The 12,975-nt window shown below is 74.0% G+C and carries 11 protein-coding genes; 8 read left to right on the top strand and 3 right to left on the bottom strand.

The window, feature by feature from the left end; translation table 11 throughout:
- Positions 1-155: 155 nt before the first annotated feature.
- On the bottom strand, positions 156-1,829 hold the full coding sequence (locus ACH4F6_RS20065; protein ID WP_397961583.1) for an FAD-binding dehydrogenase: 1,674 nt from the start codon (positions 1,827-1,829) through the stop codon (positions 156-158).
- 26 nt (positions 1,830-1,855) lie between these two features.
- Positions 1,856-2,482: a TetR/AcrR family transcriptional regulator gene (locus ACH4F6_RS20070; RefSeq protein WP_397961841.1), complete on the bottom strand. Its 627-nt coding sequence runs from the start codon at positions 2,480-2,482 to the stop codon at positions 1,856-1,858.
- 305 nt (positions 2,483-2,787) lie between these two features.
- Between ACH4F6_RS20070 and ACH4F6_RS20075 the strand changes: the two genes are divergently transcribed.
- The 3 genes from ACH4F6_RS20075 to ACH4F6_RS20085 all read left to right on the top strand — a co-directional run bounded on the left by ACH4F6_RS20075 (position 2,788) and on the right by ACH4F6_RS20085 (position 6,317).
- A complete protein-coding gene (locus ACH4F6_RS20075) occupies positions 2,788-4,056 on the top strand; it encodes an acyltransferase family protein (RefSeq protein ID WP_397961584.1) in 1,269 nt (422 codons plus the stop codon).
- A 54-nt stretch (positions 4,057-4,110) separates the two neighbouring features.
- On the top strand, positions 4,111-4,860 hold the full coding sequence (locus ACH4F6_RS20080) for an MBL fold metallo-hydrolase (protein WP_397961585.1): 750 nt from the start codon (positions 4,111-4,113) through the stop codon (positions 4,858-4,860).
- A gap of 221 nt (positions 4,861-5,081) precedes the next feature.
- A complete protein-coding gene (locus ACH4F6_RS20085) occupies positions 5,082-6,317 on the top strand; it encodes a DUF4032 domain-containing protein (protein ID WP_397961586.1) in 1,236 nt (411 codons plus the stop codon).
- A 1-nt stretch (position 6,318) separates the two neighbouring features.
- On the opposite strand, the gene ACH4F6_RS20090 is transcribed toward ACH4F6_RS20085, so the two are convergent.
- Entirely contained in the window at positions 6,319-7,191 is an 873-nt protein-coding gene (locus ACH4F6_RS20090) for a universal stress protein (RefSeq protein ID WP_397961587.1), read from the bottom strand.
- A gap of 68 nt (positions 7,192-7,259) precedes the next feature.
- Between ACH4F6_RS20090 and ACH4F6_RS20095 the strand changes: the two genes are divergently transcribed.
- The 5 genes from ACH4F6_RS20095 (at position 7,260) to ACH4F6_RS20115 (ending at position 12,940) form a co-directional block, all read left to right on the top strand.
- Complete coding sequence (locus tag ACH4F6_RS20095; RefSeq protein WP_397961588.1) at positions 7,260-7,613, top strand: VOC family protein; 354 nt, start codon at positions 7,260-7,262, stop codon at positions 7,611-7,613.
- 161 nt (positions 7,614-7,774) lie between these two features.
- Positions 7,775-9,451, top strand: a complete 1,677-nt coding sequence (locus tag ACH4F6_RS20100; protein ID WP_397961589.1) for an FAD-dependent oxidoreductase — start codon at positions 7,775-7,777, stop codon at positions 9,449-9,451.
- Positions 9,448-10,941: an ATP-binding protein gene (locus ACH4F6_RS20105; RefSeq protein WP_397961590.1), complete on the top strand. Its 1,494-nt coding sequence runs from the start codon at positions 9,448-9,450 to the stop codon at positions 10,939-10,941. The genes ACH4F6_RS20100 and ACH4F6_RS20105 overlap by 4 nt, the downstream gene beginning before the upstream one ends.
- Positions 10,938-11,291 carry a UBP-type zinc finger domain-containing protein gene (locus ACH4F6_RS20110; protein ID WP_397961591.1) on the top strand — a complete coding sequence of 118 codons (354 nt, stop codon included), beginning with the start codon at positions 10,938-10,940 and terminating at the stop codon, positions 11,289-11,291. Before ACH4F6_RS20105 ends, ACH4F6_RS20110 begins: the two co-directional genes overlap by 4 nt.
- A gap of 386 nt (positions 11,292-11,677) precedes the next feature.
- The gene (locus tag ACH4F6_RS20115) at positions 11,678-12,940 is read left to right on the top strand and encodes a serine hydrolase domain-containing protein (protein ID WP_397961592.1); all 1,263 of its coding nucleotides are present in this window, start codon (positions 11,678-11,680) and stop codon (positions 12,938-12,940) included.
- The last annotated feature ends 35 nt before the right edge of the window (positions 12,941-12,975 follow it).

The following is a 12,975-nucleotide window of genomic DNA, read 5'->3' on the forward strand; positions in this document are numbered from 1 at the left end:
GCAGGCCGGAGGCGGAGCCCCGAGCCGAGCGCAGCGGGCACAGTCCCCGCTGGAGACCGGGGCCCGACCCTCGGCGGGTGCCCCCTCGACCGACCGAGTCGGACGGGCGGGCAGAGAGGCCGAACCCTCTCCCGCCCGCCGCGCGGCGAACGCGGTCAGCCCGTCTGCCGCGCGGCCGCGCGCCCCGCGGCACGTCCGGAGAAGAGACAGCCGCCGAGGAAGGTGCCCTCGAGGGCGTTGTAGCCGTGCACGCCTCCACCGCCGAAGCCGGCGACCTCGCCCGCCGCGTAGAGGCCCTCGACGGGCTGCCCGTCGAGCCCCAGGGCACGCGAGTCGAGGTCGGTCTGGATGCCGCCGAGCGTCTTGCGGGTGAGGACGTGCAGCTTGACGGCGATCAGCGGCCCGGCCTCGGGATCGAGGATGCGGTGCGGGGTGGCGACGCGGCCGAGGCGGTCGCCGATGTAACGGCGGGCGTTGCGGATGCCCTGCACCTGGGCGTCCTTGGCGTACGGGTGGGCGATCTGGAGGTCGCGGGCCCGGATCTGACGGCGCAGCCCGTCCGCGTCGAGGAGCGGCTCGCCGGTCAGCGCGTTCATCTTCTCGACGAGCCGGTCGAGGGTGTCGGCGACGACGAAGTCCGCGCCGTGGTCGAGGAACGCCTGGACCGGTGCGGGCGCGCCCTTGCCCAGGAGCCGGTCGCGCAGGACGGCCCTGCGGTCCTTGGCGGTGATGTCGGGGTTCTGTTCGGAGCCGGAGAGCGCGAACTCCTTCTCGATGATCTTGCGGGTGAGCACGAACCACGAGTGGTCGTGGCCCGCGATGCCGTCGGCGGTGCGCAGGTGCCGGAGGGTGCCGAGGGTGTCGTAACCCGGCAGGCAGGGGTCGGGCAGGCGGCGGCCGAGGGCGTCGAACCACATCGAGGAGGGTCCGGGCAGGATGCGGATGCCGTGGCCGGGCCAGATGGCGTCCCAGTTCCGGACGCCCTCGGTGTAGTGCCACATGCGGTCGCGGTTGACCAGCCGGACGCCGGCCCGGGCGCTGATGTCGAGCATGCGGCCGTCGACGTAGGCGGGGACGCCGGTGACCATCTCGGCGGGCGGGGTGCCGAGGCGCTCCGGCCAGTACCGGCGGACCAGCTCGTGGTTCGCGCCGATGCCGCCGCTGGTGACGATCACGGCCTGGGCGGTCAGTTCGAAGTCGCCGACGCGGTCGCGGTTGGAGGCCACGCCGCGGGGCGCGTCGTCGGGCGCGAGGACCGTGCCGCGCACCCCGCGGGCGGCGCCGTCCTCGACGACGAGCTCGTCGACGCGGTGGCGGTGGTGGAAGGTCAGCAGACCGTCCTTGACGGCCTGCTTGGCGTACCGGACGAAGGGTTCGACGACGCCGGTGCCGGTGCCCCAGGCGACGTGGAAGCGGGGGACGGAGTTGCCGTGCCCGTCGGCGCGCAGGTCGCCCCGCTCGGCCCAGCCGACGGTCGGCACGAAGGAGATCCCGTGCCCGGTGAGCCAGGCGCGCTTCTCCCCCGCCGCCCACTCCACGTAGGCGCGTGCCCAGCGCACCGCCCACGTGTCCTCGTCGTCGGTGCGGTCGAAGCGCGCGCTGCCCTGCCAGTCGCTCCAGGCGAGGTCGAGGGAGTCCTTGACGCCGAGCCGCCGCTGCTCGGGCGAGTCGACGAGGAAGAGTCCGCCGAAGGACCAGAACGCCTGGCCGCCGAGGTTGGCGGCGTTCTCCTGGTCGACCAGGGCGACCCGCCTGCCCCTGCTGGTGAGTTCGTGCGCCGCGACCAGGCCGGCGAGGCCGGCTCCGACGACGATGACGTCCGCGTCCATGGCGACCGCCCTTTCTCCCGAAGTGTTCATGGCCGGCTGCCGCCGCCGTCGGTCAGCAGCGCGGTGAGCAACTGCTTGAGCCAGGCGCGGGCGCCGTCCACGTCCTTGTCGAGCAGCAGTCGGGTGGTGACCCCGTCGTACGCGGCGACCACCGCGTGGGCGGCGGCGTCGGCGTCGCCGAGCACGGCGGGCAGTGCGGTGTGCCCGCGGGCGCGGGCGAGCCGGTCGGCGACGGCGCCGCGCAGCCTGGCCCGGTGGTCCAGCAGGGACTGCGCGACCGCCGGGTCGCGGGCCGCGTGGACCAGGAAGTCGGTCTTCACCAGGAGCCAGTCCAGGTCCAGCAGGAGGACGTCGGCGACGCGGTCCACCGAGGCGGGCACGTCGAGGTCCGGTCCGTCCCCGGCGAGCGCGTCGGCGACCTGCTGGGCGATCAGGTCCGCGCGCTGCCGGTAGAGCGCGAAGAACAGCTCGTCCAGGCTGTCGAAGTTGGAGTAGAAGGCACCCCGGCTGTAGCCGGCGGCCTCGCAGACCTCCTCGATGGAGACCCGCCCGAAGCCCTTCGCGGCGAACACCGCGAAAGCGGCGTCGAGCAGGTTGGCGCGCGTGCGGACCCGGCGCCGGGTGACACGTCCCGTCGTCTGCTGCGCGGTGATGGGGCACCTCCGTTCGATGCGCGAATGTATCGGATACACCAGTGCATCGAAAGAGTCCGGACAGAGATCCGTCATGCGCGGTCGACGGAGACCGGTGACCTGTCGGCCGCCCGGCGCCGGACGAGGCGCGCGGCACCGTACGGCGCCCGCCGGGCCGCCGCCCGCCGCGGGCCCCGCACAAAAGAGGGTCGGTGTTCCGCGTTCACCCGTCCCTCGGCGGTCCGTACGTTGTGGGCCATGAGGAACCCACCGGAGCACGTGCCGTCCGCCTCGCCGCGCGGTGACGGTCACCGGTGGAGCGCCCCGTGAGGACGGAGCCGGACCGGCCCGCCCCGGCGCCCCGGCGCACCGAACTGGACGTGCTGCGCGCCCTGGTCGTGGTGGGCCTGGTCTTCTTCCACGCCGCGCTGGTCTTCTCCCCGGACGACGACTTCTACGTCAAGAACGCCGACACGACCGACGCCGTCACCGTCGTCGCGGGCCTCGGCGTCGTCTGGGCGATGCCGATGCTGTTCCTGGTCGCGGGGCTGGGCGCCCGCCACTCGGTCCGCCGGCGCGGTCCCGGCGGCTTCGCCCGCGAGCGCCTGCTGCGCCTCGGCGTCCCCCTGGTCTTCGCCACGGCCGTCCTCTGCCCGCTCCCCCAGTGGCTGCGGCAGCGCGCCGCCGACCCCTCCTACCACGAGTCGTACGGGCGCTTCTGGCCCCGCTTCTTCGACGTCCGCCCCGATCCCGCCGACTTCCCCTTCGTCCTCGACGGGGAGCACTTCGAGACCGGCCACCTGTGGTTCGTGGTGCTGCTGCTCGTCTTCTGCCTGCTCATCGCGGCGGTGGCGGCCCCCGTCGCGGCGGCCGGCGACCGCGCGGCCGCCGTGCTCGCGGCCCGTCCGGCGCTCCTGCTGCTGCCGGCCCTCCCGCTCGCCCTGGTGAACGCCCTGCTCGGCATGGAGGAGGGCTTCGCCGGCTGGAACCGCTGGACGTACCTGCTGTTCTTCGCCTACGGCTACGCCCTCGCCGACGACGCGCGGGTCCGCGCGTGCATGCGCCGCCTGGCCGTGCCGGCCGGCGTCGCCGGGCTGCTGCTGTTCGCGGCGACCGCGCCCGGCTTCGCGTCCGGGGACGATCCGTTCACCGACCGCTCGCCCTTCGCCCTGCTCACCCGCGTGCTGTTCAGCGTGACGGGCTGGTGCTGGGTGGTGGCCCTCCTGGGCCTGCTGGACCGCCGCCGCGCCCGCCGCTCACCGGCGCCGCCGCGCCCGCCCACGCCGACGGCCGTCCCGGAATCCCCGCCGGACCAGGAGCCCGCGGCCGCCCCCGGCCGGGGCGCGGCCCTGCTGGGCCGTCTCGTCGTGGCCGCGCTGCCGCTGTACGTGCTCCACCAGCCGGTCGTCGTCGCGATCGCCTACGGCGTGGTCGGCTGGAACGCGCCGATCGCGGTCGAGTACGCGGTGATCGTGGCCGCCTCGCTGGCGGTGACGCTCCTGGTGTACGACCTGCTGGTGCGGCGGACCGCGCCGACCAGGTTCCTGTTCGGCATGCGGTCCACCCCGACGTCCCCGCCCCCTCCCCCGCCCTGATCTGCTTTGCTGTCCCCCGTCGGACACGGACCTCACCCCCACGGGACGACCAACATGCGGGCAGACGTACGGCAAGTGGCGGACGGCGCCTACCTGGTGCACGGCGGCAACACCAACTGGGTGATCCTCACCGAGGGGGACGCCGTCACCCTCATCGACACCGGCTACCCGGGCGACCGGCAGCGGCTCCTCGACTCCCTCGCCGCGGTGGGCCGTTCGCCGGAGGCGGTCACGGCCGTGCTCATCACCCACGCCCACAACGACCACCTGGGCTCCGCCGAGTACCTGCGCGCGGCGTACGGCACTCCCGTCCTCCTGCACCCGGCCGAAGTCCCGCACGCACGCCGGGACTTCCTGCAGCAGGTGACCGTGGGCGAGGTCCTCCGGAACGCCTGGCGCCCCGGGGTGCTGCCGTGGATGGTGCACGTCCTGCGCTCCGGCGGCACCGAGCAGCACCCCGTCACCGCACCGCGGCCCTTCCCGGCCGCCACCGGCCCGCTGGACCTGCCCGGCCGGCCCGTGCCCGTGCACACCCCCGGTCACACCGACGGCCACACCGTCTTCCACCTGCCGGAGTCCGGCCTGGTGGTGTCCGGCGACGCACTGGTCAGCGGACACGCGACCTCCCGGATCCGGGGCCCCCACCTGCTGCCCGACATGTTCCACCACGAACGCGCCCGCGCCCTGGCCTCCCTGGACGTGATCGAGGAGCTGGACGCGGACGTCCTGCTGCCCGGCCACGGGCCCGTGCACCGGGGGCCGGTCCGGGACGCCGCGCGGCGGGCGCGGGAGCTGGCGGGTTAGACCCGGCCCCGGTGCCGGCAACGGGCGCCGGGACCGGCGTGCCCCTCCCCGACGCGGCCTCCGGGACCGCGGGAGCCGCCCGGGACCGGTACGCCCGCACGACCGAGTCCGGCTGCTGCCGGGAGAGTTGCGGCGTCCGCGCCGAGGCCGCCGCCGCCCGGACCGTCCCGGCCCTCGAACGGCCCCGGGGCCGCGCGCCCCGAGGCCTTAGTGTTCGGGCCATGGCTTTGCAGATCAGCGCCACCAACCCGGAACATCCGGCCCTCCTGCTGGAGCTGCCCTGGCACCTGCCCCTGGAGCAGTGGCCCGAGGACGTCCTCGTGCCGCTGCCCCGCGGCATCTCACGGCACGTGGTGCGCTACGCCCGCGCCGGCGACGAGGTCATAGCCGTCAAGGAGCTCGCCGCGCGCCCGGCGCTGCGCGAGTACGAGCTGCTGCGCGACCTGGACCGGCTGGGCATCCCGGCCGTCGACCCGCTGGCCGTGGTCACCGGCCGCGCCGACGCCGCGGGCGAGCCGCTGGAGCCGGTGCTGGTGACCCGGCACCTGGGCGGCTCGATGCCGTACCGGTCGATGTTCGAGACGACGATGCGTCCGGCGACGATGCACCGGCTGATGGACGCCCTGGCGGTGCTGCTGGTGCGGCTGCACCTCGCCGGGTTCGCGTGGGGCGACTGCTCGCTGTCCAACACGCTCTTCCGGCGCGACGCGGGCGCCTACGCCGCCTACCTCGTGGACGCCGAGACCGGCGACCTGCATCCGCGGCTGAGCACCGGACAGCGCGACTACGACCTCGACCTGGCCCGGGTGAACATCAGCGGCGAACTGCTCGACCTGGAGGCGTCGGGGTCGCTGCACCCGTCGGTCGACCCGATCGAGTTCGGCAAGGAGATCTGCGCCCGTTACCAGGGCCTGTGGCAGGAGCTGACCCGCACCTCCGTCTACCCGGCCGGCAAGTACCACTACATCGAGCGCCGGATCCGCCGGCTCAACGACCTCGGCTTCGACGTGGCCGAGATGCAGATCGAGCACTCCTCCAACGGCCACACGGTCACCTTCGTGCCGAAGGTCGTCGACGCCGGGCACCACCAGCGGCAGTTGCTGCGGCTGACCGGCCTGGACGCCGAGGAGAACCAGGCCAGACGGCTGCTGAACGACCTCGAGAGCTGGATGGCGACCCAGGACGACTACGCCCCCGGCGACCCCCTGGCCGCCCGCCCCGAGGTGCTGGCGCACCGCTGGGTGCGGGACGTGTTCCGGCCGACCGTGCGGGCCGTGCCGGTCGCGCTGCGCGGCTCCATGGACCCGGCGGAGATCTACCACGAACTCCTCGAACACCGCTGGTACCTGTCGGAGCGGGCGCAGCACGACATCGGGCTGGACACGGCCGTCCAGGACTACATCGCCCGCATCCTGCCCAAGGCGCGGGAGACGCTGGAGCCGACCGTGCCGGAGTGAGTCACGCCTGCGGGACGACGGCGACCGGGCAGTCGGCGTGGTGCAGCACGCCGTGCGCGACCGAGCCGATCCGGGCGCCGACGGCGGTGCGGTGGGCGCGCCGGCCGACGACCATCAGCTGGGCCCGTCCGGACACCGACAGCAGCACCTGCCCGGCGCTGCCGATCTCGACGTGCTCGACGACCGGCACGTCCGGGAAGCGCTCCCGCCACGGGGCGAGGGCGGCGGCCAGCGCCTTCTTCTCGTACGGCTCCAGCCCGCCCGCCTCGTCGAGGAGCCTGAGCGACCCGGGGCTGTAGGAGAACACCGGCGGCAGCGTCCAGGCGCGGACCGCGCGGACCGTGGCGCCGCGGGCGGCGGCCGCCTCGAAGGCGAACCGCAGCGCGGGGGCGCTGTCCTCGGGGGCGCCCTGCTGGCCGACGACGATCTCGTGGCCGGCGACCTCGGTGCTGGGCTTGTCCCCGGCGCGGACGAGGACGACCGGGCGGCTCGCGTCGGCGATCACCTGCTGGCCGACCGATCCCAGCAGGAACCCGACGACCGCGCCGTGCCCGCGCGAGCCGAGCACCAGCATGTCCGCCTCCGCGCCCGCCGCGGTGAGCGTCTCGACCGTGTCGCCCTCGAGGACGTCGGTGGTGACCGTCAGTCCCGGGTGCCGCTCGGTGATCTCGCCGACGGCCTGCTGCACGGCGTCCCGCACCCACCGCTCCTGGTCGTCGCGGTCCGCCACCTCCGCCGACGCGGCCGACTGGAACCGCCAGGCGTGCACCACCCGCAGTGCCAGGTCCCGCCGGACGGCCTCCCGGGCCGCCCAGGCGAGCGCCGCGAGGCTCTCGTCCGTCCCGTCGACGCCTGCCGTGATCGGGCCCGTCATCCCGCCGCCTCCCTGTTCATGGAAAAAACGCTGATCCGTCGGACCCAGTCTTCACTACGCTGCCCGTCATGACCTTGGAATGGGAACAAGTGATCGTCGACGCGGCCGACCCCGTCGCCCTGGGCCGCTGGTGGGCGGGGGCCCTCGGCTGGGTCACGGTCCACGACGCGCCCGACGAGTACGAGATCCGCCCCGCGCCGGACCGGCTGCCGGGACTGCTGTTCGTGCCGGTGCCGGAGGTCAAGACGGTCAAGAACCGGCTCCACCTGGACTTCCGCCCCGTCGACCAGCGCGCCGAGGTCGAGCGGCTGCTGGCCCTGGGCGCCCGGCACGCGGACGTGGGGCAGGGCGAGGCGACCTGGGTGACGCTGGCCGACCCCGAGGGCAACGAGTTCTGCGTGCTGGGCGCGCGGCAGGGCTGATCCCCGGTCGCGCACCGCCCGCGCGGGCCCCGGGAGGCCGGGAGCGCACCGCCCCGGCCTCCCGCGTCCCGGGGCGGACGGCGGCGATCGAACATACGATGGCGGCAGCCGGCCCGGGATCCGCCGTGCCGACTGCCGGAACCACTCGGGGTGGGAGACGTATGGCACAGGCCGCCGAGACAGCGCGGACCGTCATCCTGACCGTGGACGACGACCCGGGGGTCTCCCGCGCCGTCGCCCGCGACCTGAGGCGCCGCTACGGCGCCTCGTACCGGATCGTGCGCGCGGAGTCCGGGGAGTCGGCGCTCGAGGCGCTGCGCGAGCTCAAACTGCGCGGTGACCTGGTCGCCGTGATCCTGGCCGACTACCGCATGCCGCAGATGAACGGCATCGAGTTCCTCGAGCAGGCCCTGGACGTGTACCCGGGCGCGCGGCGCGTGCTGCTGACCGCGTACGCCGACACCAACGCGGCCATCGACGCGATCAACGTGGTCGACCTGGACCACTACCTCCTCAAGCCGTGGGACCCGCCCGAGGAGAAGCTCTACCCGGTCCTGGACGACCTGCTCGCGGCCTGGCGGACGAGCGACCACCGGCCCGTGCCCAGCACCAAGGTGGTCGGGCACCGCTGGTCGGCGCGCTCCTCCCAGGTGCGCGAGTTCCTGGCCCGCAACCAGGTGCCGTACCGCTGGTACTCCGCCGACGAGCCCGAGGGGCGGCGGCTGCTGGCCGCGGCCGGGGCGGACGGGCAGCGGCTGCCGCTGGTGATCACCCCGGAGGGCACGCCGCTGGTCGAGCCGGACGCGCCCGAACTGGCGTCGCGCGTCGGACTGGCGACGACGCCGACGGCCGAGTTCTACGACCTCGTGGTGATCGGCGGCGGCCCGGCCGGGCTGGGGGCGGCCGTGTACGGGGCCTCCGAGGGGCTGCGGACGGTGCTCGTGGAGCGGTCGGCGACCGGCGGGCAGGCCGGGCAGAGCTCCCGGATCGAGAACTACCTGGGCTTCCCCGACGGCGTCTCCGGCGCCCAGCTCACCGACCGGGCCCGGCGGCAGGCGACGAAGTTCGGGGCGGAGATCCTCACCGCCCGCGAGGTGACGGGCCTGGAGGTCAACGGGTCCGCGCGGGTCGTGCGGTTCTCGGACGGCTCGTCGGTGGCCGCGCACAGCGTGATCCTCGCGACCGGCGTGTCGTACCGGCAGCTGACGGCGCCGGGCTGCGAGGACCTGACCGGCTGCGGGGTGTTCTACGGATCGGCCCTCACCGAGGCGGCCTCCTGCCAGGGGCACGACGTCTACATCGTGGGCGGCGCCAACTCCGCCGGGCAGGCGGCCATGTACCTGGCGCGGGGCGCCAAGTCGGTGACGCTGCTGGTGCGCGGCGGTTCCCTGGCCGCGTCGATGTCCCACTACCTGATCCAGCAGATCGACGAGGCCCCCAACATCTTCGTGCGCACCGGCACGGTCGTGGAGTCCGCGCACGGCGACGGCCATCTGGAACGGCTGACGCTGCGGGACGTCGAGAACGGCGAGACCGAGACCGTCGACGCGCAGTGGGTGTTCGTGTTCATCGGCGCGGCCCCGCTGACCGACTGGCTGGACGGGACCGTGCTGCGCGACGAGCGCGGGTTCATCCTGGCCGGGCCCGACCTCTCGCCGGACGGGCGGCCGCCGGCGGGCTGGGAGCTGGACCGGCCGCCGTACCACCTGGAGACCAGCATTCCGGGCGTGTTCGTGGCGGGCGACGCGCGCGCCGAGTCCGCGAAGCGCGTCGCGTCCGCCGTCGGAGAGGGAGCCATGGCCGTGATGCTCGTCCACCGCTACCTGGAGCAGTCGTGAGCGGGCGGCCGGTGCCGTGCGACCCGACGGAGGTCGGCTCGCTGTTCCTGTTCGAGAAGCTCACCCCGGAGCAGCTCGGACGGCTGTGCGGCGAGGGACGGATGGAGACGTTCGAGCCCGGCCCCGTGTACACCGAGGGTGATCCGGCGACCTGCTTCTTCGTGATGATCGAGGGCACGGTCGTGCTGTCCCGCCGGGTCGGCGGGGACGACGTGGAGGTCAGCCGGACCTCGCAGCGCGGGGTGTACTCGGGGGCCATGCAGGCGTACCTGGGCGACCGAGTGCCGCAGGTCTACACCAACTCGATGCGCGTGACCGAGCCGACGCGGTTCTTCGTGCTGCCCGCCGAGTCGTTCGCGGCCGTCATGCAGGAGTGGTTCCCGATGGCCGCCCACCTGCTGGAGGGATTGTTCTTCGGTTCGAAGAACACCCAGCGGGCCATCGGCCAGCGCGAACGCCTGCTGGCGCTGGGGTCGTTGTCGGCCGGGCTCACGCACGAGCTGAACAACCCCGCCGCGGCGGCCGTGCGGGCCACCGCCACCCTGCGCGAGCGGGTGGCGAAGATGCGGCACAAGCTCGCCGTGATCGCCTCCGGCGCGTACGACCCGGAGGCGTTGACCCGGCTGATCGAGATCCAGGAGCGCACCGCCGAACTGGTCGCCAAGGCGCCGGTGCTCAGCCCCCTGGAGGCGTCCGACCGCGAGGACGCCCTCGGCGACTGGCTGGACGACCACGGCGTCCCGGAGGGCTGGCGGATCGCCCCCACCTTCGTGCAGGCGGGGCTCGACGTGGACTGGCTGGAGCAGGTCGCGGACGCCGTGGACGAGGACACCCTGCCGGGTGCGGTCGGCTGGCTCAACTACACGGTCGAGACCGAGCTGTTGATGGACGAGATCGACGACTCCACCAACCGCATCTCCCATCTCGTCGACGCGGCCAAGCAGTACGCGCAGCTCGACCGGGCCCCCTTCCGGACCGTCGACGTCCACGAACTCCTCGACAGCACCCTGCTGATGCTGTCCGGGAAGATCGGGCAGCGCATCGAGGTCGTCAAGGACTACGACCGGACGCTGCCGGAGATCCCGGCCTATCCGGCGGAGCTGAACCAGGTGTGGACGAACCTCGTCGACAACGCCGTGTTCGCCGTCAACAGCGCGGGCGGGGACGGCACGCTGACCGTGCGCACGGCACGCGAGGGCGACCGGCTGCTGGTGGAGTTCCGCGACACCGGGCCCGGCATCCCCGCGGACATCCGCAGCCGCATCTTCGACCCGTTCTTCACGACCAAGCCGGTCGGCGAGGGCACCGGGCTGGGCCTGGACATCTCCTGGCGGATCGTCGTCAACAAGCACCACGGCAGCCTCCAGGTCGAGTCGGCGCCGGGCGACACCCGCTTCCAGGTCCTGCTGCCGCTGACCGCCCCCGACCCCGACACGGCTCCCGCGTCCGAACCCGTGAGCCGACCCGCGACCGCCGAGGAGCCCGCATGACCACCGCCGACCGGATCGACCCGAGCGTCCCGCCCAGCGGTGCCGGCTGCGTCGACTGCGACGCGGCGGGCGGCTGGTGGTTCCATCTGCGGCGCTGCGCGGCCTGCGGCCACATCGGCTGCTGCGACTCCTCCCCCGCCCAGCACGCCACCGCCCACTGGAAGGCCACGGGGCATCCCCTCGTACGGAGCTTCGAGCCGGGCGAGGAGTGGTTCTGGGACTACGACGAGGACGAGCTGTACGAGTCCGGGCCGGAGCTGGCGCCCCCGGTCAGCCACCCGGCGGACCAGCCGGCGCCGGGACCGGCGGGGCGGGTGCCGGCGGACTGGACGCGGTCGCTGCACCGCTGAGCGCGACGGCCGCCGTCGCGGTCCGCAACGGAGGAGACGCCGGAGCCGGCGTCTCCTCCTCGTCGTCGCGCGTCGCCGGTGACCGGTCCCTCCTCCCACCCCCTCCTCCGTCCCCTCCCCTCTTCTCCCGTCTCTTCCCCCGTCGGATCTCCGTCTCCTCCGATCCGCCCCTCGAATGACGCATGTCCATGTAAAGCCGACATCGTCGCTTTTGCGCGCGCCGGCGGCCATACTGTGGCCGACCCATCGCACAGTGATCAGCCGATGACCGACTGTGCGCAGACCGCGGAGATGTGACGGGACGGAAGAAGTTGCGCCGAGTGAACGCGACCGGTCCGGCAGCAGCGAGGGACCGACGAAGGCGGAGGGGGAAGGGCCTGCGGGCCGTGCGGAGCGGGACGGTGCTGGGGACGGCGCTGCTCTCCCTCCTGGCGGTTCCGGCGCACGCCGCGTCCGCGGAGTCCCGTCCCGGGGCGGGCGCCGTCGCGCCGCGCCCCCCGGACCTCGCCGGCCTGCGCGGCGTCCTGCGCACGGCGACCCAGCAGGGGGCGCCCGGAGCCGTCGCGCGTCTCGACGACCACGGCACGGTCCACCGGCTCGGCGTGGGGGTCGCCGACCGGGGCACGGGCCGGGCGCTCGCCGACACCGACCGCTTCCGCATCGGCAGCGTCACCAAGGTCTTCTCCGCCGTCGTGCTGCTCCAGCTCGTCGACGAGGGCAGGCTCGCCCTGGACGCGCCGGTCGACCGCTACCTGCCGGATCTCCTGCGCGACAGCCGGATCACGGTCCGGCACCTGCTGAGCCACCGCAGCGGCCTGTACGACTACACCAACGACATGTTCGCCGACAGCGTCGCCGGCTTCGAGGCGGTCCGCACCAAGGTCTTCACCTACCGCCAGCTGCTCGACCGCTCGCTGCGCCGCCCGCGGACGACGGCCCCCGGCGGCGCCTACTCCTACTCCAACACCAACTTCGTCGTCGCCGGGATGCTCATCGAGAAGCTCACGGGACGCCCGGTGGCCACGGAGTACCAGAAGCGGATCATCGAGCCGCTGGAGCTGCGCGACACGTTCTACGTCCACCCCGACACCGCGATCCCGGGCCGGCACGCCCGTGGTTACCTCACCCCGGACGCCCCCGCCACGGCCCTGGTCGACGCGACCGGGCAGACGGTGTCCTGGGCGCAGAGCGCGGGCGCGCTGATCTCCGGCACCGCGGACGTCAACGCCTTCCTCTCGGCGCTGCTCGGCGGCCGGCTCACCTCGGCCGAGGGGCTGGCGCAGATGCGGCGATGGGTGCCGGCGGGCACCGGGCAGGCGTACGGGCTGGGGCTGCGGCGCCGCGACCTGTCGTGCGGGGTGTCGGTGTACGGGCACACCGGCGCCGTCCAGGGCTACTACACGTACGCGTTCGCCTCGGCGGACGGGCGGCGCAGCCTGACCGCGCTCGCCAACACGTCCAACAACGCGCGCGTGCACAACACGATGCTGCGCACCCTGGAGTCGGCCTTCTGCGGGACGGCGACCGGGACCGGGACCGGGAAGCAGACGGGGACGGGCGCGCACCGGGACGCCGTGCTGCCCTACGAACGGGCGGAGGACATCGCCGCCGCGAGCGCGGAGCGCTCCGCCGCGGCCGCACGGAACTGACCGGCCGCCCGAGGAGCGGACGGACGGCGCCGACG

The sequence above is a fragment of the Streptomyces sp. NPDC017936 genome (assembly GCF_044328485.1).
GTDB lineage: Bacteria > Actinomycetota > Actinomycetes > Streptomycetales > Streptomycetaceae > Streptomyces.